Annotated in this window: 16 protein-coding genes; 12 read left to right on the forward strand and 4 right to left on the reverse strand. The window is 72.9% G+C overall.

Features of this window, described 5'->3' with window-relative positions:
* Positions 1 to 5: 5 nt before the first annotated feature.
* Complete coding sequence (locus tag PVK37_RS07670) at positions 6 to 824, reverse strand: helix-turn-helix domain-containing protein (protein ID WP_275033074.1); 819 nt, start codon at positions 822 to 824, stop codon at positions 6 to 8.
* 31 nt (positions 825 to 855) lie between these two features.
* On the opposite strand from PVK37_RS07670, the gene PVK37_RS07675 reads away from it, so the two are divergent.
* The 3 genes from PVK37_RS07675 to PVK37_RS07685 all read left to right on the forward strand — a co-directional run bounded on the left by PVK37_RS07675 (position 856) and on the right by PVK37_RS07685 (position 3,042).
* Positions 856 to 1,434, forward strand: coding sequence for a TIGR03086 family metal-binding protein (locus tag PVK37_RS07675; RefSeq protein WP_275033075.1), 579 nt, complete (start codon positions 856 to 858; stop codon positions 1,432 to 1,434).
* Positions 1,435 to 1,602: 168 nt separating this feature from the next.
* Positions 1,603 to 2,034: a hypothetical protein gene (locus tag PVK37_RS07680; protein ID WP_275033076.1), complete on the forward strand. Its 432-nt coding sequence runs from the start codon at positions 1,603 to 1,605 to the stop codon at positions 2,032 to 2,034.
* 48 nt (positions 2,035 to 2,082) lie between these two features.
* On the forward strand, positions 2,083 to 3,042 hold the full coding sequence (locus PVK37_RS07685; RefSeq protein WP_275033077.1) for a threonine ammonia-lyase: 960 nt from the start codon (positions 2,083 to 2,085) through the stop codon (positions 3,040 to 3,042).
* A 63-nt stretch (positions 3,043 to 3,105) separates the two neighbouring features.
* Here the strand turns inward: PVK37_RS07685 and PVK37_RS07690 are convergent, their stop codons facing one another.
* Positions 3,106 to 5,202, reverse strand: coding sequence for a S9 family peptidase (locus PVK37_RS07690; protein ID WP_275033079.1), 2,097 nt, complete (start codon positions 5,200 to 5,202; stop codon positions 3,106 to 3,108).
* Between the two features lie 101 nt (positions 5,203 to 5,303).
* Here PVK37_RS07690 and PVK37_RS07695 point away from each other — a divergent pair, with 101 nt between their 5' ends.
* On the forward strand, positions 5,304 to 7,025 hold the full coding sequence (locus PVK37_RS07695; protein ID WP_275033080.1) for an FAD-binding oxidoreductase: 1,722 nt from the start codon (positions 5,304 to 5,306) through the stop codon (positions 7,023 to 7,025).
* A gap of 138 nt (positions 7,026 to 7,163) precedes the next feature.
* Here the strand turns inward: PVK37_RS07695 and PVK37_RS07700 are convergent, their stop codons facing one another.
* The gene (locus PVK37_RS07700) at positions 7,164 to 9,254 is read right to left on the reverse strand and encodes a SpoIIE family protein phosphatase (protein ID WP_275033081.1); all 2,091 of its coding nucleotides are present in this window, start codon (positions 9,252 to 9,254) and stop codon (positions 7,164 to 7,166) included.
* 214 nt (positions 9,255 to 9,468) lie between these two features.
* On the opposite strand from PVK37_RS07700, the gene PVK37_RS07705 reads away from it, so the two are divergent.
* A complete protein-coding gene (locus PVK37_RS07705) occupies positions 9,469 to 13,836 on the forward strand; it encodes a hybrid sensor histidine kinase/response regulator (RefSeq protein ID WP_275033082.1) in 4,368 nt (1,455 codons plus the stop codon).
* Positions 13,833 to 14,387, forward strand: coding sequence for a response regulator (locus PVK37_RS07710; RefSeq protein ID WP_275033083.1), 555 nt, complete (start codon positions 13,833 to 13,835; stop codon positions 14,385 to 14,387). The genes PVK37_RS07705 and PVK37_RS07710 overlap by 4 nt, the downstream gene beginning before the upstream one ends.
* 79 nt (positions 14,388 to 14,466) lie before the next feature.
* Here the strand turns inward: PVK37_RS07710 and PVK37_RS07715 are convergent, their stop codons facing one another.
* Positions 14,467 to 14,802, reverse strand: a complete 336-nt coding sequence (locus PVK37_RS07715) for an STAS domain-containing protein (RefSeq protein ID WP_275033084.1) — start codon at positions 14,800 to 14,802, stop codon at positions 14,467 to 14,469.
* A gap of 246 nt (positions 14,803 to 15,048) precedes the next feature.
* On the opposite strand from PVK37_RS07715, the gene hemL reads away from it, so the two are divergent.
* The 6 genes from hemL to ccsB all read left to right on the forward strand — a co-directional run bounded on the left by hemL (position 15,049) and on the right by ccsB (position 21,402).
* Entirely contained in the window at positions 15,049 to 16,386 is a 1,338-nt protein-coding gene (hemL, locus tag PVK37_RS07720; RefSeq protein WP_275033086.1) for a glutamate-1-semialdehyde 2,1-aminomutase, read from the forward strand.
* Positions 16,387 to 16,525: 139 nt separating this feature from the next.
* On the forward strand, positions 16,526 to 17,161 hold the full coding sequence (locus PVK37_RS07725; RefSeq protein ID WP_275035007.1) for a histidine phosphatase family protein: 636 nt from the start codon (positions 16,526 to 16,528) through the stop codon (positions 17,159 to 17,161).
* Positions 17,161 to 17,847, forward strand: a complete 687-nt coding sequence (locus PVK37_RS07730; protein WP_275033087.1) for a TlpA family protein disulfide reductase — start codon at positions 17,161 to 17,163, stop codon at positions 17,845 to 17,847. The genes PVK37_RS07725 and PVK37_RS07730 overlap by 1 nt, the downstream gene beginning before the upstream one ends.
* Positions 17,847 to 18,698: a cytochrome c biogenesis CcdA family protein gene (locus tag PVK37_RS07735; protein ID WP_275033088.1), complete on the forward strand. Its 852-nt coding sequence runs from the start codon at positions 17,847 to 17,849 to the stop codon at positions 18,696 to 18,698. The genes PVK37_RS07730 and PVK37_RS07735 overlap by 1 nt, the downstream gene beginning before the upstream one ends.
* The gene (resB, locus tag PVK37_RS07740; protein WP_275033089.1) at positions 18,698 to 20,416 is read left to right on the forward strand and encodes a cytochrome c biogenesis protein ResB; all 1,719 of its coding nucleotides are present in this window, start codon (positions 18,698 to 18,700) and stop codon (positions 20,414 to 20,416) included. The genes PVK37_RS07735 and resB overlap by 1 nt, the downstream gene beginning before the upstream one ends.
* On the forward strand, positions 20,416 to 21,402 hold the full coding sequence (ccsB, locus tag PVK37_RS07745; RefSeq protein ID WP_275033090.1) for a c-type cytochrome biogenesis protein CcsB: 987 nt from the start codon (positions 20,416 to 20,418) through the stop codon (positions 21,400 to 21,402). Before resB ends, ccsB begins: the two co-directional genes overlap by 1 nt.
* Positions 21,403 to 21,446: the final 44 nt, after the last annotated feature.

Consider the following 21,446-nt stretch of genomic DNA (forward strand, 5'->3'; position numbering starts at 1 on the left):
GCACCTCAGGGCAGCGCGAGCGAACGGACGTAGGCGGTCGGGGACACCCCGGTCGTGGCGGTGAACTCGCGTACCAGATGAGCCTGGTCGCTGAACCCCAGGTCGGCGGCGAGCCCGGCCCAGTCCGGTGGCGCGCTGCCGGCCCGCTCGATGGCCTCCTGGAGCCGGTACCGCCGGATCACCCACTTCGGCCCGACCCCCACGTACCCGAGGAAGAGCCGTTGGAGCCGGCGGGTGGACAGGTCGTGCCGGTCGGCGAGGTCGGCCACCCGCAGGACGGTCCGGTCGGTGCGGATCTCGTCGGCCAGGCGCACGGCCTCGTCGGCCAGCGGGTCGGCTACCGGCCGCCAGCCGAGCAGGACGTCGTCCAAGGTGCGCCGGCGGTCCTCGTCGCTGCCGGCACAGACCTGCTGCGCCGGGGGCACCGGACCGGGGGACGACCGGCTGTCGAGCGGAAGCCGGCGGTCGGTCAGCTCGGCCACCGACCGCCGCCAGAACGGCCGGAACCCGCCGGGCCGGAACTGGACACCGCAGACCCGTCCGGTACCGGTCAGGGTGGTCGAGAAGAGACGTCGCCCGACCCCGGACACCTCGGCCGAGCCGCTGTCGTCGCCGTCCTGCTGCTGGAAGACCACGTTCACCGCCGGATGCGGCACGATCCGCTGCGTGAACGGTTCGGTCAGCGTCCAGTCGACGAACCAGTAGTGCTCGACGTACCGGCCCAGCAGCGGCACGGCCGGCAGGTACCGCCGGAACCGCAGCCCGCGCCGGAGCCGGGCGGGGTCCAGGATGCCCCGGTGGTCGCGTCGCGGCTCGTGTCGCATTTGTTCAAGACCGCCCTCATACGCTGCCCGTATGGCGACCAAGACTAGTGACCTGCTGACCGCAGCCGCCCCGGCCACCGTGGCGGTGGTCCGGGGAATCTCCGACGACCAGCTCGACCTGCCCACGCCCTGCCGGGAGTACGCGGTGCACGCCCTGCTTGACCACCTCTTCCAGGTGGTGGTCAACTTCCAGGAGCTGGCCGCGAAGCGGGCCGTCGACTGGTCGGTCCAGCCGGACTCCCGTACCGACGGGTGGCGGGACCGGTTCGCGGCGGAGACCGACCGGGTGATCCGGGCCTGGTCGGAACCGTCCGCGCTGGTGGGGGTCTCCCCGGGGATGGGCCTGCCGCAGCAGGTCGTGGGCGGCATGGTGCTGCTGGACCTGACCGTGCACGGCTGGGACCTGGCCCGGGCGACCGGGCAGCCGTTCCGGGCCGACCCGACCGTGGTGGCCGACCTGCTCGACCTGGCCGCCATGCTCGGCCCCACCGCCCGCCAGCAGGGTGTCTTCGGGGCGGTGGTGGACCTTCCCACCGATTCCGTCGACCCGTTCGACCGTCTGCTGGGGGCGACCGGCCGCGACCCCGCCTGGACCCCGGACCAGCGTTGACCCCCCTTCCGACGGCACCGACCTGGGGGAACTCAGAACCTTAGGGGTGTCTGAAGGGTGTAACGCGGCCGGAGCAGGTGGCGCTGTTGGCGCGGGAGGCCCGACGGGACGGGACCCTGCCCGGCGGCCGGCTGGCCGTCGGCAGCCAGCAGCGGGAGACATGACCAGATGCACAGCCAGCCGGGCGGTGGGCCGCCGGTGTTCGTGGACCGGACCGGACGGCGTCGCCGTCTCAGTATCGTCGCCGGGACAGCCATGGGCCTCGGCCTGCTCACCAGCCTCGGCCTGATCGCCGCCGGCCTGTTCACCGGCTCCTCCGTGCCGCTGCCCGGCTGGTCCGAGAACCAGCTCCAGAACAAGCCCATCGAAGCCGGGGTGGGCGGGACGGAGGGCCTCGGTTCCGCGCCCACCGGTGGTCCGTCCCCGTCCCCGGCGACCAGCATCACCGTCCCGGTCCGGCCGGAGCCGACCACCGCGCCGCCCGCCGCGTCCGTTTCGGCCGACCCGGGCGGCCCCCAGGTGACCGGCACCGACCGGCCGGGCCGGGGCGACGAGCGCCGGATCGTCAAGCCGGGCCGGTCCCCGGGCCGCCCCGGGTAGCCGGTACGACCCGGCACAGGTGACCGGTCGACCGGGCAGGATGGTGGGATGGACCTGGTCTCGCTCGCCGACATCCGTGCCGCCGCCACCGCCGTCGCGCCGACCGTGCTGCGAACCCCGCTGCTGCCGGCCGGCTGGGACGACCACCTGTGGCTGAAACCGGAGAGCCTGCAACCGGTCGGCTCGTTCAAGCTGCGCGGCGCGACCAACGCGGTGGCCGCCCTCGACCCGGTCGGGCGGCAGCGGGGCGTGGTCACCCACTCCTCCGGCAACCACGGGCAGGCCCTCGCGTACGCGGCGCGCGCCGCCGGGATCGGTTGCACGGTGGTGGTGCCGGAGGGCGCGCCCGCCGTCAAGGTGGACCGGATGCGCGCCCTCGGGGCCGAGGTGGTGCTGGTGCCGCCGCCGCGTCGGGGCGCGGAGGCGGACCGGATCGCCGCCGCGACCGGGGCGGCGCTGGTGCCGCCCTTCGACGACCGGCGGATCATCGCCGGCCAGGGCACCCTCGGGCTGGAGATCGTCGAGGACCGGCCGGACGTCGACGTGGTACTGGTGCCGGTGGGCGGCGGCGGGCTCTCCTCCGGGGTGGCGACGGCGGTGAAGGCGCTGCGCCCCTCGGCGGCGGTGATCGGGGTGGAGCCGCTGCTCGCCGCCGAGGCCCAGGAGTCCCTGGCCGCCGGGGAGGTGGTGGTCTGGGGCGAGGAGCGGACCTACCGGACCTGCGCGGACGGGCTGCGCCTGCCGCTGTCCCCGCTGACCTTCGCGCACCTGCGGGCCCACCTCGACGACATCGTCACCGTCACCGAGGACGAGATCCGGGCCGCGATGGCCCGGCTGGCCCGCGACGCCCGGCTGGTGGTGGAGCCGAGCGGCGCGGTGGCGCTGGCCGCCCGGCTGTTCCACCCCGACACGCTCCCCGCCGGCCGGACGGTCGCCGTCCTCACCGGCGGCAACGTCGACCCGGACGTCCTCGCCGGCGTCCTCGGGGCACCGGCCGCCCTCGGGTGACCGGCTGCCCCTCGGGTGACCGGCGTCCTCGGGGCACCGGCCGCCGTCGGCGGACCGGGCCGGTCAGGACAGGCCGAGCCGGTCCAGGATCCAGGCGTTGACGAACGCCTCCTCCTTCCAGGAGTCGTACCGGCCGCTCGGGCCGCTGTGCCCGGCCCCCATCTCGGTCTTGAGCAGGTAGTCGCCCTGCGGGGCCACCGCGCGCAGCCGCGCGATCCACTTGGCCGGCTCGTGGTACAGCACCCGGGTGTCGTTGAAGCTGGTCACCGCGAGGATCGCCGGGTAGTCGACGGCCGTCACGTTCTCGTACGGGGTGTACGACTTCATGTACCCGTACACCTCCGGGTCGGCCAGCGGGTTGCCCCACTCCTCCCACTCGGTGACGGTCAGCGGCAGCGACGGGTCGAGGATGGTGTTCAGCGCGTCCACGAAGGGCACCTGGGCGACGATCCCGGCGAACGCGTCCGGGGCGAGGTTCGCCACCGCGCCCATCAGCAGGCCACCGGCCGAGCCGCCCCGGGCCACCAGCCGGTCGGCCGCCGTCCAGTTGGCCTTGACCAGGTGCCGGGCGCAGGCCACGAAGTCGGTGAAGGTGTTCTTCTTCGCCAGCAGCTTGCCCTCTTCGTACCAGCGCCGGCCCAGTTCGCCGCCACCCCGGATGTGCGCGACCGCGAAGACCACACCCCGGTCGAGCAGGGACAGCCGGGCCACCGAGAACCACGGGTCCATGCTCGCCTCGTACGAGCCGTAGCCGTAGATCACGCAGCCGGCGGAGCCGTCCCGCGGCGTACCGGCCCTGCAGACCAGCGAGATCGGCACCCGGGTGCCGTCGTCGGCGAGCGCCCACTCGCGGTGCTGCTCGTAGTCGGCCGGGTCGAACTCCCGCCCGTCCGGGCCGGGCAGCACCGGCTTGCGCCGCCGCAGCACCATCTCCCGGGTCACCAGGTCGAAGTCGTACACCGACTCCGGGCTGATCAGCGAGGCGTACCGGAACCGGAGCTGGCCGGTCCGGTACTCCGGGTTGGCGTCCAGGCCGACGCTGTAGATCGGCTCCGGGAAGTCGATGTCGTACCACTCGGTGCTGCCGGCCGGGAGCACCCGCAGCCCGGTCAGGCCGTTGCTGCGCAGCGAGACGACCAGGTGGTCGGCGAACGCGTCGACCGACTCCAGCCGGGTGCCGGGGGAGTGCTCGATCATCGGCACCCAGTCGCCCGGGGCGTCCGCCGAGGTGTACGCCAGCGCGAAGTCCTCCGCGCCGTCGTTGTGCAGGATCAGGAACCGGTGGCCGTGGTGCTCGACGGAGTACTCCACGCCCTGCCGGCGCGGGGCGACGACGGCCGGCTCGCCGGTCGGGTTGGCCGCCGGGATGACCCGTACCTCGCTGGTGATCTTGCTGTGGACGTCGATCAGGACGAACCGTTCCGAGCGGGTCAGCTCGACACCCACCCAGAACCGCTCGTCCGGCTCCTCGTAGACGACCACGTCGGCGCTGGCCGGGGTGCCGATGGTGTGCCGCCACACCCGGTTCGGCCGCCACGCGTCGTCCACCGTCACGTAGAACAGCACCGAGGCGTCCGCCGACCAGGCGGTGCCGTAGAAGGTGTCCGGGATCTCGTCGGCGAGCACCTCCCCGGTGGTCAGGTCCTTGACCCGCAGGGTGTACCGCTCGTTGCCCTCGACGTCGGTCGAGTACGCCAGCCAGCGGCCGTCCGGGCTGACGTCGTACGCCCCCAGGGACAGGAAGTCGTGCCCCTCGGCGAGCTGGTTGCCGTCGAGCAGCACCTCCTCGCCCTCGAGCGGCGTGCCGTCCACGCTGACCGGGGGATCGGTCTCGCCGTCCCGGACGGCCCGCCGGCACTGGACGGCGTACTGCTGCCCCTCGACGGTGCGGGTGTAGTACCAGTAGCCGCCCTTGCGGGCCGGGACCGAGAGGTCGGTCTCCTGGATCCGCCGTCGGGTCTCCTCGAACAGCGTGGCCCGCAGGTCGGCCAGGTGCGCCGTGCGCGCCTCGGTGTGGTCGTTCTCGGCGGTCAGGTAGGCGACGGTCTCCGGGTCGTCCTTGGTGGCGAGCCAGGCGTACTCGTCGACGACCGTGTCGCCGTGGTGGACGCGCTCGGAGGGGACACGCTTGGCGACGGGCACGGGGGTCTCGGTGGTCACGGCGGTCAGGTTACCGGCGGGACGCGCCGGGCGGGGCGCGTGCGGGTGTCGACCGGCGGTTTCGACCCCGCCGCCGTTCGAACACATGTACGATGACCGCCATGTCGGGATCCACGTGTTCGACCCAGCGGTCCGGTTCGGCCGACATCACCCGTCGGCTCGTCGAGATCTGCGGTCCGCCCTTCGCCCGTCCCGCCGGCCCCGCCGACGAGGTCGCCGGCCAGGCCGCCACCTGGGTCGCGGTGCCGGGCGACGCCCGGGCCGCCGCCGAGGTGCTGCGGCTGGCCGCCGCGCACGACCTGACCGTGGTCCCCCGGGGCGCCGGTACGAAGATCGACTGGGGGGCGGCTCCGGACCGGGTCGACATCATGCTCGACACCGGACGGATCGCCGGCATCCGGCACCCGTCCGAGCCCGACCGGCACGGGGCGGCCGGGCTCGGACGGCACCGCCGAGCCGAGGCGGGTTCGGCCGACCGGTCCGGGGCGGGGTCGTCCGACCCCGGCCGGGCCGACGTGGGGCGGCCGGGTCCGCGCCGCTCCGGCGGGCCGGGGCCGGCCGGGCGGTCCCGGGCCGAACCGCCGGCCGGCTGGTCCTGGGTGGACCCACCGGCCGAACGTTCCCCGGCCGAGCCGGCGGTCGGCTGGTCCCGGGTGGAGCCGCCGGCCGGGCGGTCATCGGCGGAGCGGCACGGGCATCCGGTGGTCGAGATCGGCGCGGGCACCCCGCTGCGGGCCGTGCAGGCCGCCCTCGCCCGGTCCGGCCGACGCCTCGCGCTGGACGCCCCGTCGCCCGGGGCGACCCTCGGCGGGGTGCTCGCCGCCGACGAGTCCGGGCCACTGCGGCTGCGCTACGGCACCCCCTGCGACCAGCTGGTCGACCTGCGCTACCTGACCGCCGACGGCGACCTGGTCGACGCGGCGGGCGGCGCTTCCGGGCTGGAGACCGCCCGGCTGCTCTGCGGCTCGCAGGGTGGCCTGGGGGTGCTGGTCTCGGCGACCCTGCGGACCCAGCCGCTGCCGGCGGCCCGGGCCTGGGTGACCCGTCCGGTGTGGACGCCGCTGGAGGTGCACGAGCTGATCCAGGCGGTGCTGGCGGCCGGGCTCCAACCGGCCGCCATCGAACTGGACCTCCCCACCGCCCGTCGGCCGCCGGCACCCCGTGGTGCCGCCGACTCCGCCCCACCGACCGGGGCGGGCTGGTCCGGCCACCCGGCCGGCTCGGCCCGCGCGGCGCATCCGGCGGGTTCGGCCCGGGCCGCCCACCCGGCGGGCTCGGCGCGCACCGGCCGGTCCACCGGGTCGGCCCGGTCCACCCCACCCGCCGCCGGCGACCTGGTGGTGCTGCTGGAGGGCGGCCCGGCCGAGGTGGCCGAGCGGACGCGGCGGCTGACCGGGCTGCTCGGCGACACCGCCACCGTCGCCGACTCCCCGCCGGACTGGTGGCGGCGGTACCCGTTCCGCCCCGACGACATCGCGCTGCGGGTCGACGTACCCCTCACCGACCTGCACGCCGCGATCTACGCGCTGCGGGACGCGGTCGGTGCCCCGGTGCCGGTGCGCGGCTCGGTCGGCCTGGGCGTCGCGCACGCCGTACTGCCGGGGAACACCCGGGTGGACCGGGTCGCCTCGATCCTCACCGCCGTCCGGCAGGTGCTGCTGGCCCGCCAGGGCCGCTGCGTGGTGCTGGCCGCCCCGCCCGCCGTCCGGCAGGGCGTCGACCTCTGGGGCGAACTACCCGCCCTGCCGAGGCTGCTCGCCGCCAAGCGGTACCTCGACCCGCACCAGCGCCTGGCCCCCGGCCGGCTCCCCGGCGGCCTGTGACCCACCCGCTTTTCCGGACCGGCGGCCTGTGACCGACCGGCCCGCCTTCCCGGACCGGCGGCCCCGGGCCGGTCTGCGCTGTCGGCTGCCGGGTCGGTGGCTTTCGGCGTACGGGGGCCGCCGGTGCGCGGCAGGGCGTCAGACGGCGTCGTTCCGGAGCACCAGCACGGCGATGTCGTCCCGGGGCGGCTCGGCCGAGAAGTTGATCGTGTTGGCCCGGAGCCGGGCGGCCACCACCTCCGCCGAGAAGCCGGCGAGCGGGGCGGCCGCGTCCCGCAACCGTTGCGGACCGAAAAGCTCCCGGCCCCGCCGCCGCTCGGTCACCCCGTCGGTGTAGAAGATCAGCGCGTCGCCGGGGTCGAGCGGGATCACCGCCGCGGGCGAGGCGATCGTGTCGAGCAGACCCAGCGCGGTGCCGCCGGTGCCGACGAAGGAGGCCCCGCCCGCCGCGCGCAGCAGCACCGGCCGGTCGTGCCCGGCGAGGTGCAGCGACACCTCGAGCTGACTGCCCTCGCCCGGCCCGACCGCCGCCAGGGCCAGCGTGCAGTACCGTCCACCGCCCCGCTCGACCAGCGTCTCGTTCAACCGGGCCAGCGCCTCCGGCAGCGGCTTGCCGTCACCGACCAGCACCCGGATCACGTCGCGTACCAGCCCGGTCACCGCCGCCGCCTGGACGCCCTTGCCGGAGACGTCCCCGATCACCACCAGCCAGCGGCCGTCCGGCAGCGGCACCACGTCGTAGAAGTCGCCGCCGACCTCGGCGTCGTAGCCGGTCGGGACGTACTCGGCGGCGAAACCGATCCCGTCGATCAGCGGCAGCACCGGTGGCAGCAGCGACTGTTGCAGGGTCTGCGCCACCCGGCGGCGCTCGGCGTGGATGCGGGCGTTCTCGATCGCCAACGCGGCCCGCCGGGCCACGTCCTCCAGGACGGCGACCTCGTCCGGGTCGTGCCGGTGGCGCTGGTGCCGGCCGACCGCGAGGGTGCCGAGCCGCTGCCCCCGGGCGACGAGCGGAACGGCGAACCCCTCCATCGGGCCGCTCAACGGCACCTGCGACCCCAGCCGGGACGCCTCGCGCAGCCGGGCCTGGACCGAGTCGGGGCCGGTCTCCCGGAGCACCTGGTGCAGCTGCGGCAGGACCGACTCGTCGGCGTGGCTGGCGGCGGCCAACTTGAGCTGGCCCCACTCGTCGGCGGTGTGCACCGCGCACCACTGCCCGAGCCGGGGCACCACGAGCTGCGGGACCAGGGCCATGGTCAGCTCGACGTCCAGCGACTGGGCGAGCAGTTCACTCGCCTCGGCCAGGAAGGTCAGCCAGGCCTGCCGACGGACGTCGGCCCGGCGTAGCCGGTCGTTCTCCAGGTGCAGGGAGAGCCGTTCGGCGGCCAGCGCCGCCAGCGGCCGGGCGTACGCCGACGGGACGGCGTCCAACTCCAGTTCACCCGAGTACGGCCGCTGCACGGCCAGCGGCACCCGGAGCAGTTCACTGTCGGTGCGCGGCTGCCGGCCGTACCGGGCCAGCACCTGGGTGCCCTGCCCGTCCCCCCGGTCCAGTCGGAGCACCCCGCCGGTGGCCCCGACCATCTCGGCGACCCGGGTGAGCAGATCGGTGGCGAAGTCGGGCAGCGGGTCGTCGGCGTACGGGTCGGGGCGGGCCTGCATCAGCTCGCTCATCGACGCCGCGCTCGGCGCGGTGGTACGGGCCGGGTCGTCCGTACCGTCGGCGGTCGACCCGCAGGGCGAGAGGCGTCGCCCCTCGGCCAGGGCGTCCCGCCGTGGTGGGGTCGTCGTGGGCCGGTCCAGCCGGAACCACACGCCCTTGCCGGAGGGGAGGTACGTGGTCCCCCAGCAGCTCGCGAAGTGGTCGACCAGCAACAGTCCCCGGCCCCGCTCGGCGACCTCGGTGATGTCGGCCGAGTCGTTGCGTACCCCGACGGTCAGCTCGTCCACCGGCCCGGCGGCGTAGTCGGAGACCATCACGCTCAGCCCGAACCGGTCCGCCACGACCTCCATGTCCAGTTCGGTACGGGCGTGTTCGACCGCGTTGGTGGACAGCTCGGTGGTCAGCAGGAGAGCCTCGTTGAGCAGTTCCTCGAGGTCCGCCTCGGCCAGCACCGAGCGGACCACGGCCCGCGCGGTGGCCGGGGTACGGCGGTCGGCGGGGAGCCGGACGCGCCGGACGTGCTCGTCCGGGCCGGTGGTCGCCGCCGGCCCTGCCTCCGCTGCCACCCCCGTATCCTCCACCTCCGTTCGCCCCCAAGCCAAGTGGATCGGCCCGGCGACCCGGCGTGGCGCGTAACCCCTCCGGCCCGGTGTACCGCCGGGGCGCGCCCCCCTGCCCGGGCCGTCGCCGGGGGCGGCGCGCGGATGCGGCGGCCGGACGCAGGCACAATGATGGGATGGCCGGCACGAGCCCGAAGGCCCCCGAGCTGAGCGAGGAACGATGACGACGGCGAGACAAGCGGCCGGCGCGGACTCGTCCGCGGCCGACCACGAGGCGATCCTCGGCGAGCTGGCGGCCGCCCTGCGTCGGGTGGGCCAGGGGGACTTCAAGGTCCGGTTGCCGCGTCGGGCGGGGGCCGCCGGCGACGTGATCGACGCGTTCAACGACATCGTGTCGGTGCAGGAACGGCAGAACCTCGACCTGCGCCGGATCAGCCGGATCGTCGGCCGGGAGGGGCGACTCACCGAGCGGCTGGACGAGGAGGGGCTCGACGGTTCGTGGGCGGAGGGGCACCGGGCGATCAACTCGTTGATCGACGACCTGGGGCGGCCCACCACCGAGATCGCCCGGGTGATCGTGGCGGTCGCCGACGGTGACCTCTCCCAGCACATGGCGCTGGAGATGGACGGTCGGCCGCTGCGCGGTGAGTTCCTGCGTATCGGCAAGACCGTGAACACCATGGTCGACCAGTTGTCCTCGTTCTCCAGCGAGGTGACCCGGGTGGCCCGGGAGGTGGGCACCGAGGGCAAGCTGGGCGGGCAGGCCGACGTACGGGGTGTGGCCGGCACCTGGAAGGACCTCACCGACTCGGTGAACACCATGGCGTCGAACCTGACCCACCAGGTGCGGTCCATCTCGCAGGTGGCCACGGCGGTGTCCCGGGGCGACCTGTCCCAGAAGATCACCGTGTCGGCGAAGGGCGAGGTCGCCGAGCTGGCCGACACCATGAACTCGCTGACCGACACGCTGCGGCTCTTCGCCGAGCAGGTGACCCGGGTGGCCCGCGAGGTGGGCACCGAGGGCAAGCTCGGCGGCCAGGCCGAGGTGCCGAACGTCGCCGGCACCTGGAAGGACCTGACCGACAGCGTCAACTCGATGGCGTCGAACCTGACCGCGCAGGTCCGTAACATCGCCCAGGTGTCCACGGCGGTGGCCCGGGGTGACCTGTCGCAGAAGATCACCGTCGCGGCCCAGGGCGAGATCCTGGAGCTGAAGGACACCGTGAACACGATGGTGGATCAGCTGTCGTCGTTCGCGGACGAGGTGACCCGGGTGGCCCGGGAGGTGGGTACCGAGGGCAAGCTGGGTGGTCAGGCCCAGGTACGCGGGGTGTCCGGCACCTGGCGGGACCTCACCGAGAACGTCAACCAGCTCGCCGGCAACCTGACCAGCCAGGTCCGGAACATCTCCCAGGTCTCCACGGCGGTGGCGAAGGGTGACCTGTCGCAGAAGATCACGGTGGATGCCCGGGGCGAGATCCTGGAGCTGAAGGACACCGTGAACACGATGGTGGATCAGCTGTCGTCGTTCGCGGACGAGGTGACCCGGGTGGCCCGGGAGGTGGGTACCGAGGGCAAGTTGGGTGGTCAGGCCCAGGTGAAGGGCGTTTCCGGTACCTGGCGGGACCTGACCGACAACGTGAACTCGATGGCCTCGAACCTGACCTCGCAGGTGCGGAACATCGCCTCGGTGACCACCGCCGTGGCGAAGGGTGACCTGTCGCAGAAGATCACGGTGGACGCGCGGGGCGAGATCCTGGAACTCAAGTCCACCGTGAACACGATGGTGGACCAGTTGTCGTCGTTCGCGGACGAGGTGACCCGGGTGGCCCGCGAGGTGGGCACCGAGGGCAAGCTCGGCGGCCAGGCCCAGGTACGCGGCGTGGCGGGCACCTGGCGGGACCTCACCGACAACGTCAACTCGATGGCCTCGAACCTCACCGCGCAGGTCCGCAACATCGCCCAGGTCTCCACCGCCGTGGCGAAGGGTGACCTGTCGCAGAAGATCACCGTGGACGCCCGGGGCGAGATCCTGGAACTGAAGAACACCGTGAACACGATGGTGGACCAGCTGTCGTCGTTCGCCGACGAGGTGACCCGGGTGGCCCGCGAGGTCGGTACCGAGGGCAAGCTCGGCGGCCAGGCCCAGGTCAAGGGGGTCTCCGGTACCTGGCGGGACCTGACCGACAACGTCAACTCGATGGGGTCGAACCTGACCTCGCAGGTGCGGAACATCGCCTCGGTCACCACCGCCGTCGCCCGGGGCGACCTGAGCCAGAAGATCACCGTCGACGCGCAGGGCGAGATCCTGGAGCTGAAGAACACCATCAACACGATGGTCGACCAGCTCTCCTCGTTCGCCGACGAGGTGACCCGGGTCGGCCGCGAGGTGGGCATCGAGGGCAAGCTGGGCGGTCAGGCCCAGGTGAAGGGGGTCTCCGGCACCTGGCGGGACCTCACCGAGAACGTCAACCAGCTCGCCTCCACCCTCACCACCCAGCTCCGGGCGATCTCCCAGGTCTCCACCTCGGTGACCCGGGGCGACCTGACCCAGCGGATCTCGGTCAAGGCGCAGGGCGAGGTCGCCGAGCTGAAGGACAACATCAACCAGATGATCGTCACCCTCCGGGAGACGACGAAGAAGAACGCCGAGCAGGGCTGGCTGGACTCCAACCAGGCCCGGATCAGCGGTCTGCTCCAGGGGCAGCGCGACCTGGGCGAGGTCTGCCGCATGATCATGATGGAGGTCACGCCGCTGGTCGACGCCCAGCTCGGCGCGTTCTTCCTGGCCGACAACTCCGACGCGGTGATGCGGCTGCGGCTGACCGCCTCCTACGGGTACGTGGCCCGTGGTCACGACGTCACCTTCGGGCCCGGCGAGGGGCTGGTCGGGCAGGCCGCGCTGTCCCGCCGCACCATCCGGGTCAGTGCGGTACCGGACGGCACGATCACGCTGCGCTCCGGGCTGGCCGAGACCAACCCGGCCGACCTGGTCGTCCTTCCCGTCCTGTTCGAGGGGGAACTGCTCGGGGTGATCGAGTTCGCCAGCGTGGCGACCTTCTCCGAGCTGCACCTGAGCTTCCTGGAACGGCTGGTGCTGACCATCGGCATCGCGGTCAACACCATCCAGGCCAACCGGCGTACCGAGGAACTGCTCGCCCAGTCGCAGCGGCTCGCCCACGAACTTCAGGAACAGTCGGCGGAGTTGCAGCGCACCAACGCCGAACTGGAGGACAAGGCGCAACTGCTGTCGGAGCAGAAGGGCAACATCGAGACCAAGAACCGGGAGATCGAACTGGCCCGGCTCGGCCTGGAGGAGAAGGCCCAGCAGCTCACCCGGGCCTCGGCGTACAAGTCGGAGTTCCTGGCGAACATGAGCCACGAGCTGCGTACGCCGCTGAACTCGCTGCTGCTGCTGGCCCGGCTGCTGGCCGAGAACTCCGAGCAGAACCTCTCCCCGAAGCAGATCGAGTTCGCCCGGACGATCCACAGCGCCGGCTCCGACCTGCTCTCCCTGATCGACGACATCCTCGACCTGTCGAAGATCGAGGCGGGCCGGATGGACATCCAGCCGGTCGAGGTGCGCTTCTCCGACATCCGGGGGTACGTCGAGCAGGCGTTCGCGCCGCAGGCCGAGGAGAAGGGCCTCCAGTTCCAGGTGGAGATCGCCCGGGACCTGCCGCCGGCCCTGGTCACCGATGCCCAGCGGTTGCAGCAGATCCTGCGCAACCTGCTCTCCAACGCGGTCAAGTTCACCGACGGCGGTACGGTCACGCTGCGTATCGCGCCGGCCGCCGAGAACGTGGTCTTCGACGTGCCGGCGTTGACCAACGCCCAGCAGGTCGTCGCCTTCACGGTCACCGACACCGGCATCGGCATCCCGGACGACAAGCTGTCGCTGATCTTCGAGGCGTTCCAGCAGGCCGACGGCACCACCAGCCGGCGGTACGGCGGCACCGGCCTCGGCCTGTCCATCAGCCGGGACCTGGCCCGACTGCTCGGCGGCAGCATCACCGTCAGTTCCACCCCCGGGCAGGGCTCCACGTTCACCCTCTTCGTCCCGGACGTGCTGGCCCCGGACGCGGTGGTCGCGCCGCTGCCGCCGTCCCCGGCGCGGGCCGGGCTGCCGTCGTCCCTGCTGATGCCCCCGCCGGAGCTGCCGAAGCCGCCGGAGACCCCGGCCACCCGCCGGCTGGAGGGTGCCACCGTGCTGATCGTCGACGACGACGTACGCAACGTCTTCGCCCTGACCAGCGCGTTGGAACTGCACGGGATGACCGTGCTGTACTCGGACAATGGCGCAGACGGGGTACGGCAGCTCGCCGAACACCCGGAGGTGGACATCGTGCTGATGGACGCGATGATGCCCGACCAGGACGGTTACGAGACGACCCGGTCGATCCGTCGCAACCACCGCTTCGCCGACCTGCCGATCGTCTTCCTCACCGCCAAGGCGATGCCCGGGGACCGGGAGTCCGCCCTCGCGGCGGGCGGCAGCGACTACATCACCAAGCCGGTCGACCTGGACGAGTTGATCGAGTTGATGGCGTCGTGGATCAGCGGCGGCCGACGGGAGGAGAACCGGTGACCCAGGTGGCCAAGGCGCTGCTGGTGGACGACCGACGGGAGAACCTGATGGCCCTGGAGGCGATCCTCCAGGGTCTCCAGGTGCAGTCCGTCGCCGTCGAGAGCGGTGAGGCGGCGCTGAAGCAGCTCCTGGTGGACGACTTCGCGGTGATCCTGCTCGACGCGCAGATGCCGGACATGGACGGGTTCGAGACGGCCAGCCACATCAAGCGCCGGGAACGGACCCGGCACATCCCGATCATCTTCCTCACCGCCGCCGACCGGGACGCCCAGCTCGCGCTCCGGGGGTACGCGGTCGGCGCGGTCGACTACCTGACCAAGCCGTTCGACCCGTGGGTGCTGCGGGCCAAGGTGTCGGTCTTCGTGGACCTGTGGTCGAAGACCCGGCAGCTCGCCGCCCAGTCCGAGGTGGTCCGCGAGCGGGAGGCGCAGTGGCGGGTGCTCACCGACGCGGTCGACGAGGCCACCACCCTGCTCCGCTCGGACGACCCGGACGGCCGCGACCGCGCGGTGGAGCTCCTCGAACAGGCCCGCTGGGGCAACCCGCTGTAGCCCCGGCGCCCAAGCCGACCGACCGGTCAGGTCCCGGCTGACAGGAGGCCGCCGGTCAGGTGACGGCTGACGGGGCCGCTCAGGGCAGGGACTGGTTGTTGCGGATCATCAGGGCCGAGCGCAGGCCGGTGATGTCCAGCACGCGGAGCAGGAAGTCACCGACCTGGGTGAGGACGAGCAGGCTCTGCGAGTGGCTCGCCTTGCGGCTCAGCACGACGAGCGTGCCGAGCCCCTGCGAGTCGCAGAAGGTGACACCGCCGAGATCGAGGACGATGCGGGGCGGTGGATCGCCGAGGACCTCGTTCACCGTGCTGGAGAGCTGGGCGGCGGTGAGCATGTCGATCTCACCGGCCAGGCGCAACACCACTTCGTCGGCCGTCCGGTGTACCGTGATGGACAGTTCGGCACGATCCACCCGGCCAGCCTAGCGCGATCCGCCCAACCTGGCCCGCCGAGGCCGCACCCGACGGTCCGCCGGTGTCGCCCGCGACGTCCGGACCGGTCGCCCGAGATGGTCGGCCAGGGTCAGCCGCGAGGGTCCGCCGGGGTCCCGCACCACCCGCCGACGCGGCCGGGCAGCGGTCGGTCGAGGGTGAGCCGGGTAACCCCGATCAGGGGTGGTTGTCGATCAGGCCCCCGACGCTGACACAATGGCCCCATCGTGACGGATACGTACCCCGCCGGATCCGGCCGTTACCCGGCCGACGCACCGGCCTCCGAGGCCCTGTTCGACCGCGCCCGTGCCCTGGTGCCGGGCGGGGTGAACTCCCCTGTGCGCGCGTTCCGTGCCGTCGGTGGCACCCCGCGCTTCATGGTCCGGGGGGAGGGTCCCTGGCTGTACGACGCGGACGACCGGCGCTACGTCGACCTGGTCTGCTCGTGGGGGCCGCTGCTGCTCGGGCACGCCCATCCGGAGGTGGTCGCGGCGGTGCAGGCCGCCGCCGCGAAGGGCACCAGCTTCGGCACCCCCACCCCGGGTGAGGTCGAGCTGGCCGCCGAGCTGGTCGACCGGACCCCGGTCGAGCAGATCCGGCTGGTCAACTCCGGTACCGAGGCCACCATGTCGGCGATCCGGCTGGCCCGGGGCTTCACCGGCCGTTCCAAGATCGTCAAGTTCGCCGGCTGCTACCACGGGCACGTCGACGCGCTGCTGGCCGCCGCCGGCTCCGGCGTGGCCACCCTCGGTCTGCCCGACTCGCCCGGCGTCACCGGCGCGGCGGCGAGCGAGACCATCGTGCTGCCGTACAACGACCTGACCGCCGTCGAGGAGGCGTTCGCCGCCGAGGGGCAGCACATCGCCGCGGTCATCACCGAGGCCGCCCCCGGCAACATGGGCGTGGTGGCCCCCCGGGACGGCTTCAACCAGCACCTCGCCCGGATCGCCCACGCGAACGGCGCGCTGCTCATCGTCGACGAGGTGATGACCGGGTTCCGGGTGTCCCGCGCCGGCTGGCACGGGCTCGACCCGGCCGACGCCGACCTGTGGACGTACGGGAAGGTCATGGGCGGTGGGCTGCCGGCCGCGGCGTTCGGCGGGCGCGCGGAGATCATGGCCCGACTGGCCCCGGCCGGCCCGGTCTACCAGGCCGGCACGCTCTCCGGTAACCCGCTCGCCTGCGCCGCCGGCCTGGCCACCCTGCGGCTGGCCGACGAGGCCGTCTACCGCCGGCTCGACGAGACCGCCGCCACCGTGGGCAAGCTGGCGTCCGACGCGCTGGCCGCCGCCGGGGTGCCGCACCGGCTGTCGTACGCGGGCAGCATGTTCTCGATCTTCTTCACCGACGCCGACGTGGTCGACTACGACAGCGCCCGCACCCAGCAGGTGCCCGCGTTCAAGGCGTTCTTCCACGCGATGCTGGCCGGTGGGGTCTACCTCCCGCCGAGCGCGTTCGAGGCGTGGTTCGTGTCGGCGGCGCTGGACGACGCCGCTCTCGATCAGATCGCCGCCGCCCTGCCGACGGCGGCGAACGCGGCGGCAGCGGCAGACCACGGGGGGTAGCGGTGAGCGCGAGGAGTGCGCCGGGTTTGCGAGCCCCGCAGTCGCGAACGAAGGGGGCGGCGGTGAGCGCGAGGAGTGCGCCGGGTCTGCGAGCCCCGCAGTCGCGAACGGAGGGAACACAGCGGTGAGCGGCAAGACGGTGGTCCACGTGCTGCGGCACGGCGAGGTGCACAACCCTGACCAGATCCTGTACGGCCGGCTGCCCGGTTTCCGTCTCTCCGAGCTGGGCGTGCAGATGGCCAAGGCCGCCGCGCAGGGCCTCGCCGACCGGCAGGTCGTGCACGTGGTGGCGAGCCCGCTGGAACGCGCCCAGCAGACCGCCGAGCCGATCGCCGCGCAGTTCGGGCTGCCGGTGGGGGTGGACGAGCGCCTGATCGAGAGCGCCAACTGGTTCGAGGGCAAGAAGGTCAGCCCCGGTGACGGTTCGTTCCGCGACCCGCGTAACTGGTGGGTGCTGCGGGACCCGGTCACCCCGTCCTGGGGCGAGGCGTACCGGACCATCGCCGAGCGGATGTTCGCCGCGCTGCACGCCGCCCGGGTCGCCGCCGAGGGCCGCGAGGCGGTCCTGGTCTCCCACCAGCTGCCGATCTGGACGCTGCGCCGGTACGTCGAGCGCAAGCGGCTCTGGCACGACCCGCGTCGTCGGCAGTGCGGCCTGGCCAGCCTCACCTCGTTCCACTTCGAGGGGGCGAAGGTGGTCGGGATCGGCTACTCCGAGCCGGCCGCGCACCTGATCGCCATGTCGCCGACCGCCAGGACAGCCAAGGGGGCCTGATGAACGCCCGGAGGTGGACCGCCGGTCTGCTCGCCCGCCGGTCCGCCGGTCCGGGGAGCCCGGTCGCGGTTGTGCCCGTCCGCCCGGGACGACCGTCCGCCGGCCCGCCGGTCCGCCGGTCCGCCGGGCCGGGTCGACGGGCGGTGGCCGTGCTCGCCGCCGTCGCGGCGGTGGCGCTGGCCGGTTGTACCGCTGCCGAGGGCGGCGAGCAGCGCTGCACCACCCGGGACGGTTTCCTGGAGTGCGCCCCCGACCAGCGCGGCACCGCACCGAAGATCGCGGGGGAACTCCTCAACGGCGGCAGCTACGACCTCACCCAGGACCGGGGCAAGGTCGTGGTGATCAACTTCTGGGGCTCCTGGTGCAACCCGTGCCGGGCCGAGGCCGACGACCTGGAGAACACCTACCAGGCCACCAAGGGCTCCGGGGTGACCTTCCTCGGCATCAACGTGACCGACAGCCGGGACAAGGCGAAGGCGTTCGAGAAGAGCTACGGGGTCACATACCCGAGCCTGTTCGACCCGCCCGGCCGCACCGCCCTGGACTTCGACATCGCGCCGAACGCCATCCCGGCCACCGTCGTCCTCGACCGGGAGGGCCGGATCGCGGTGGTACGTCGCGGCGCGGTCCTCCAGGACGCGCTCCAGCCGGTCGTCGAGCGGGTCGCCGCCGAAGGCAACCCCTGATGGGCGAGACCTTCCGGACCCTCGCCGAGAGCGGCCCGATCTGGCTGGCCGTCGGCGCGGCGGCCCTCGCCGGCCTGGTCAGCTTCCTCTCGCCCTGCGTGCTTCCGCTGGTCCCCGGCTACCTGTCGTACGTCACCGGCCTGGCCGGGGCCGACCTGGAAGGCCGCCGGCCGGAGCCGACACCGGGTCCGGAGCAGGAGCCTCCGGCCGACAGCGGCAGCAGCGGCGGAACGACGCTCGCGGTACGCCAGCGACGGGCGGCGACCGTCGCGGTGAAGGGCCGGGTACTCGCCGGGACGCTGCTGTTCATCGCCGGGTTCACCGCCGTCTTCACCGCCACCGCGATCCTCTTCGCCAGCATCGGCAAGGTCCTCTTCCGGTACGAGCGGGTGCTGGAAATGGTCATCGGGGCGCTGGTCATCGTGCTGGGCCTCGCCTTCGTCGGCGTGCTACCCGGACTCCAGCGCGAGTTCCGGATCCAGCGGCTCCCGTCGGCCGGCCTGCTCGGCGCGCCGGTCTTCGGCGCGGTGTTCGCGTTGAGCTGGATGCCGTGCACCGGGCCGACCCTGGGGGCGGTGCTCGGGATGGCCACCGCCGGCGGGCAGACCGACCGGGCGGTGCTGCTCGCGGTGGCGTACTGCCTGGGGCTGGGCCTGCCGTTCGTGGTGTTCGGGCTGGCCTTCCAGCGGCTGCTCGGAGTGTTCCGGCTGATCCGGCGCAACAGCCGCTGGGTGACCCGGGTCGGTGGGGTGCTGATGGTGCTGATCGGCCTGGCCCTGCTCACCGGGGGCTGGCGGGGCTTCGTGATCTGGTTGCAGACCACCTTCGGGCTGGGCGAGGTGAGCATCTGATGACCGCCGTCGACGACCGCCCGGCCGCGCCGTCCGCGCCGGCTCCGCGTCGCCGCCCCAATCCGGTACTGGCCCTGCTGCGCAACTCGTGGCGGCAGCTCACCAGCATGCGTACCGCGCTGATCCTGCTCTTCCTGCTCGCGGTCGCCGCGGTGCCCGGTTCGGTGCTGCCGCAGCGCGGGGTCAACCCGGAGGACGTGGACGACTTCTTCGTCGAGTACCCCGACCTGGCCCCGACGCTGGACCGGATCGGCGGGTTCGAGGTGTTCGGCTCGGTCTGGTTCTCCGCGATCTACCTGCTGCTGTTCACCTCGCTGGTCGGCTGCATCGTGCCCCGGCTGCGCGACCACGTGCGCGCGCTGCGCTCGGTACCGCCGGCCGCGCCGCGCCGGTTGGACCGGTTGCCGCAGCACGCGACGGTGACCGGCCACGACGGCGGCCCGGAGGCCATCGCCGCGGTGCTGCGCCGCCGCCGCTGGCGGGTGGTGGTCCGGGGCAACGAGGTGTCCGCCGAGAAGGGGTACCTCAAGGAGACCGGCAACCTGCTCTTCCACACGTCGCTGATCGCGGTGCTGATCGGCGTGGCGGTCGGTTCGTGGTACGGCTGGAGCGGCAACCGGCTGCTGGTGGCCGGCGACGACAAGGGTTTCTGCAACACCCAGTTCCAGTACGCGGAGTCGAAGTTCGGTGCCCGGGTGCAGAGCCCGGACCTGCCGCCGTTCTGCCTGACCCTGGAGGAGTTCCAGGCCCGGTTCCTGGAGTCCGGCCAGCCGGAGTTCTACAACGCCACGGTGACGGTGACCGAGGACGGCAAGGCGGCCCGGCGGGCGGACTTCTCGGTGAACTCGCCGCTGCGGCTGGACGGGGCGAACGTCTACCTGCTCGGGCACGGGTACGCGCCGGTCCTCCGGTACACCGACCGCAACGGTGTCACCCAGACGAGCGCCGAGCCGTTCCTGACCATCGACGGGACCCTCACCGGTGAGGGCGTGGCGATGTTCCCGGACGTCAACGTCGACCCGGCCACCGGGAAGCGGGACCCCGACCTCCAGATCGCGTTCGAGGGGCTGTACCTGCCCACCGCCCCGGACTCGCCGCCGTACGTGCGGTCGGAGCACCCGACCGAGCGGAACCCGGCGGTCTTCCTGGTCGCGTACCGGGGGAACCTCGGGGTGGACGCCGGCATCCCCGGTTCGGTGTACCGCCTCGACCAGCGGCAGGTCGCCAACGGCAAGCTCAAGCAGCTCGGGGAGGCCAAGCTGCTCCGGCCGGGCGAGAAGTGGACCCTGGACGACGGCAGCAGCCTGGAGTTCCTCGGCACCCGGCCGTTCATCACGCTCTCCGTCCGGTACGACCCGGGCTCGACGGTGCTGCTGGTGAGCTGCGGAGTGCTGCTGGTCGGGCTGATGGGGTCGCTGTTCGGCCGCCGTCGCCGGGTCTGGTTCCGGGTGCTGCCGGCCGGCGCCGACGTGCCGGCCGGTGCTCCGGCCGGGGTGGTCGACGTGCCGGCCGGGGCTCCGGCTGACGTTCCGGCGGGTGCGGCTGATGGTGCCGCCGACCCGGACGGAAGATCAACTACGGGCGGTAGTAGCGTGGTGCAGGCCGGTGGGCTGCCGCGCACCGAGTATCCCGGCTTCGCCGCCGAGTTCAGCCAACTCGTGGAGGCGGTGCGGGGTGCCGACCGGGCCACCGAGGGCCCGCGAGAAGGGACCGAGTGATGTCCGCGCTCTCCGATCAGTTGGTGACCTTCGCGACCCTGGCGTACCTGGTCGCGATGATCTGCCACGCCGTCGAGTACGCCCTCGGCAACGCCCGGCCCCGGGTCGCCGCGCCGCCGGCCCGCGAGCTGGTCGGCGCAGGTGTCGGCGGTACGGGCGGCGGTGCCGGCACCGACCCGGCCGAGCCGCCGGCGGTCGGGGCGAAGCGTCCGGCCCACCCGGCCGGACGGGCCCGGCTCGCCGGCCGGATCGCCGTCGTCGCCACCGTGGTCGCCGCGCTGCTGCACCTCGGCGGGCTGATCTCCCGGGGGGTGGCCGCCGACCGGATGCCCTGGGGCAACATGTACGAGTTCGTGCTGACGGTCTCGTTCATCGGGGTGGTCGGCTGGCTGACGGTGCTCTGGAAGCGGCCGTCGCTGCGCCGGCTCGGGCTGTTCCTCACCCTGGTCATGGTGCTGCTGCTGGCCACCGCCGAGCTGGTGCTCTACGTGCCGGTGGTGCCGCTGGTGCCGGCGCTCAACTCGTACTGGTTCGTCATCCACGTCTCCACCGTGGTCTTCGCCTCGGGCATCTTCCTGCTCGGCGCGGTCCCGGCGGTCACCTTCCTGATGCGCAACGGGTACGAGCAGGGCCGGCGGAGCTTCCCGTACACCCTCGCCAAGCGGATGCCGGCGGCGGAGAGCCTGGAGCGGCTCACCTTCGTGCTGCACGCCTTCGCCTTCCCGGTCTTCACCTTCGCGGTGATCGCCGGGGCGATCTGGGCCGAGGCCTCCTGGGGCCGGCCGTGGGGCTGGGACCCGAAGGAGACCTGGTCGTTCATCTCCTGGGTGATCTACGCCGGGTACCTGCACGCCCGTGCCACGCCGAGCGTGAAGCGCAACGTCGCCACCTGGATCGCCGTGCTGGGCTTCCTCACCGTGCTGATGAACCTGTTCGGCGTGAACATCTTCTTCGAGGGCCTGCACTCGTACGGCGGCCTCGACTGATCACCGCTCCGCAGGATGTATAACTACACTTATAAGAAGTGTAG

The organism is Micromonospora cathayae, from assembly GCF_028993575.1.
Lineage (GTDB): Bacteria > Actinomycetota > Actinomycetes > Mycobacteriales > Micromonosporaceae > Micromonospora > Micromonospora cathayae.